General features: G+C 70.2%; 2 protein-coding genes. Both read right to left on the bottom strand.

The annotated features are described in order from the left end of the window. Positions 1–50: 50 nt before the first annotated feature. Positions 51–875: a helix-turn-helix transcriptional regulator gene (locus AC1VAN_RS20520; protein WP_442251456.1), complete on the bottom strand. Its 825-nt coding sequence runs from the start codon at positions 873–875 to the stop codon at positions 51–53. Beyond that, positions 872–1,576 (bottom strand): VIT1/CCC1 transporter family protein, encoded by a 705-nt coding sequence (locus AC1VAN_RS20515; protein ID WP_033831997.1) that lies wholly within the window; start codon positions 1,574–1,576, stop codon positions 872–874. The genes AC1VAN_RS20520 and AC1VAN_RS20515 overlap by 4 nt, the downstream gene beginning before the upstream one ends. Positions 1,577–1,843: the final 267 nt, after the last annotated feature.

Here is a 1,843-nt window from a genome sequence, read left to right as displayed (position 1 = left end):
GCCGTTGCCGTTGCCTCTGCGGGTGCAGGGCGCAGCCCTGCTGAAGAACCCTAGATATCTGTGGGAGCCAGCCCGTACTGCTCGGCGAAGCGCTTGCTGAAACTCGCTGCGGAACGATACCCCGCGCGTGCTGCCACGGTCTTCAACGGCAGATCGGTGGTGTACAGCAGCTGCATGCCATGGGCCAGGCGCGCTTCGGTCAGCAGCTGGCGCAGGCTGGTGGCTTCGGCGGCCAACCGCCGCCGCAGGGTCGCACCGCTCAGCGCGAAGTGCGCCTCAACGTCGCGCGACTGCCAGTCGCGGGCCGGTTCGGCGGCGATGCGGTCGCGGATCTGCTCGCCCAGCGTCGGTGCGTGCGGCAACAGCAGGTTGCCGTGGCCCTGCCGGCACCACGCCAGCACCAGCGTGGCCAGCGCCAACCGCGCTTCGCTGTAGTCGGCGTCCTGCAACGACTGCCGCCAGCTGCGCAGTACCGTGGCGTGGTCGCCCAGCGCCTCCCGGGCCAGCGTCGCTCCGGCCGTTGGCAAGGCCTCGCTCCACAGCGTGCGCGCCGCCGCCAGGACTTCCGTGCACAGCGGCACGATCGCGCTGAGGTAGCGTCCGGTCTGCGGGTCCGGTGTGTTGACCACGTCGATGCGGCAGCGCTGGGTGATCAGCAGGATGTCGCCCGGGACGAAGGTCAGCGACTGGTGGGCGGTACGTACCTGCTTGCGGCCTTCCAGCAGGATGGCGAACTGTGGCTGGGGAATCTCCACCGAGCTGGCACCGTGCTCGCGGCGGGCGGTGATGCAGGCATAGCCTTCAGCGCGTTGGCAGCCGGCCAGGCTGGCCATCTCCGCCAGTAGTGCCATGGCGGTGGGGGGCATGCCGGTCATATGACGTGTGCGCCCAGCAGGCGACCGACCGCGGCCGCGGCGGCCATCGCCAGTGCACCCCAGAACATCACGCGCAGGGCACCGCGCGTGGGTGATGCGCCACCGGCGCGTGCCGCCATCGCGCCGGTCAGGCACAGGCCGGCCAGCGTGCTGACCGTGGTGGCCGTGGCGACGTTCTGTACCGGCGTTAGCAGTGCGGTCAGCACCGGCAGCGCGGCGCCACAGGTGAAGGCGGCGGCCGACGCCAATGCGGCCTGCAACGGCCGCGCGCGCAGTTCCTCGGTGATGCCCAGTTCGTCGCGCGCGTGGGCACCCAGCGCGTCGTGGGCGGTCAGCTGTTCGGCAACCTGGCGCGCCAACGCCGGCTCCAGCCCGCGATGGCGGTAGATCGCGGTCAGTTCGTCCAGTTCGCTGTGCGGGTCTTCGTGCAGCTCGCGCTTCTCCATCGCCAGATCGGCATTTTCGGTATCGGCCTGGGTCTGCACCGACACATACTCGCCGGCGGCCATCGACATCGCGCCGGCCACGGTGCCGGCCACGCCGGTGGCCAGGATCGTGCTGGCCGAGGCGCCGCTGGCGGCCACGCCGACCACCAGGCCGGCGACCGAGACAATGCCATCGTTGGCGCCCAGTACGGCGGCCCGCAGCCAGCCGACGCGATCGGCACGGTGCAGCTCGGGATGTCGTGAATGGCGGCTCATGGCCCTGAGTGTACGAGGGTCAAGAGGGTGTCGGTAGGATGCTGAAACCCGTCACCGTCGCATGACGTAACGAGCCGCCACGCTATAGTGCGCCCTTGCGATGCAAGGCTCCCAGCCCCACATCCCCTGCCACCGTCCAGCGAGCCACCCCCTTGTCGAGCCCCAGCCACGTCGCCGATACGCCCATTACCGACCGCTCGCAACTGGTGGCGGAGATCGCCTCCGGCGAGAAGCCCCGTTCGCAGTGGCGCATCGGTACCGAGCACT

The sequence above is a fragment of the Stenotrophomonas sp. 05L44_2 genome (genome assembly GCF_056665995.1).
The sequence above is the reverse complement of the archived record's forward strand: the minus strand, read 5'-3'. Positions and strand labels throughout refer to the sequence as shown.